The organism is Streptomyces sp. NPDC059080 (assembly GCF_042739975.1).
Lineage (GTDB): Bacteria > Actinomycetota > Actinomycetes > Streptomycetales > Streptomycetaceae > Streptomyces > Streptomyces benahoarensis.
Map to the genome: position 1 here is coordinate 1 of NZ_JBHYGX010000092.1, position 1,194 is coordinate 1,194.

The 1,194-nt window shown below is 36.2% G+C and carries 2 protein-coding genes; both read right to left on the reverse strand.

The features are described 5' to 3' along the window. A partial coding sequence (locus ACFWWQ_RS29670; RefSeq protein ID WP_384602359.1) for a hypothetical protein occupies positions 1-459 on the reverse strand: 459 nt, incomplete at its 3' end. A gap of 20 nt (positions 460-479) precedes the next feature. Further along, positions 480-647 carry a helix-turn-helix domain-containing protein gene (locus ACFWWQ_RS29675; protein ID WP_326194937.1) on the reverse strand — a complete coding sequence of 56 codons (168 nt, stop codon included), beginning with the start codon at positions 645-647 and terminating at the stop codon, positions 480-482. Positions 648-1,194 lie beyond the last annotated feature (547 nt).

The window sequence follows — 1,194 nt, forward strand, 5'->3', positions numbered from 1 at the left end:
AAGCGAAAGTGTCAATGTTTTAAAGCCGCGGCGGGTTTTAACTTCTTTTGGAACAACTTTTAATGGCTCGTCCGTCCAAGGACCTTGCCCTACAATCCCAATGATACGTTGTAGGGAGCTTGCTACGCCCTGAGATACACTGTGATAGCCTTGTCCGTCTGCTGTTAAAAGAACAACGCGCATTGCCTGAATTGTCTCTTTCGTGACTTCATCCTCTAATTCAACCGCATGGGCGACCATGTCTGTAATTTCAATTACTTCTCCGATATGGTCTGATAGAGAGTGTTCAGCGTTGCTTACCGCGTTGTAAAGTTTGATGCTGCTCTTTCTGTCCGTTGCCTGGATAGTTGAAAACATTTGTTGTGTACCTTGTTCAAAAATACTTGGTGATGCTGTTGCAATGTCCTCAGTTGCCAATACGTCAGTAGTGTTTTCAGTGTTTTTAATAGTGTTTGTCATTTTAAAATTCCCCCAAAGAATTAATTTTGTTTTAAGTATTCATTGAATTTTTCAGCTGACACGCGCCATTCTCGACCGACTTTGAAACCTTTAATTTCTCCGTTGTTCAGCATTTTGCGAGCCGTTTTTTCAGATATTTTTAATATCTCGGCTACCTGTTTAACTGTTAAAACCTCTTCACTAGACAAAAAGCGTACCTCCCTCTACATATGTATCACTTCCTTTAAAGGGCTTCAGATTCCTTTATGTTCCCTTTGATGACCTTATCTTACCATCAAGGGATATATCATGTCTACCCCTTTTTACAAATTTCTTCAGAATTTTTTCAGGAAGGATTCGACATTATGCGACATATTGGTAGGAGAAGAAAATATTTCTGTACCAATAATAGAACACATGTTCCTGAATGTAAAGTCCTATTATATATGAAATAACTGGGTATCAGGGATAGAAATGTCCTATCTCTTATGTTCGCACTGAGTATAAATGTTTATAACAGGTTATTATTGACAAACTAAAATAAGTGTGTATATACTCTCTCCATTAAAGGAGATGAATAATTTATGCCAAATCTAGAAATATTAGATATTATTAATATGAAATTAGATACGAAATACAAGCATATTGAACACTTTTTAAAGGATTGGATAGATAAGAAGTACAACAATATGGATGTTTACGAAATTCTTGTATATTTAAAACACTTTAATATATCGCCTAAAGAATAGTCCTCCC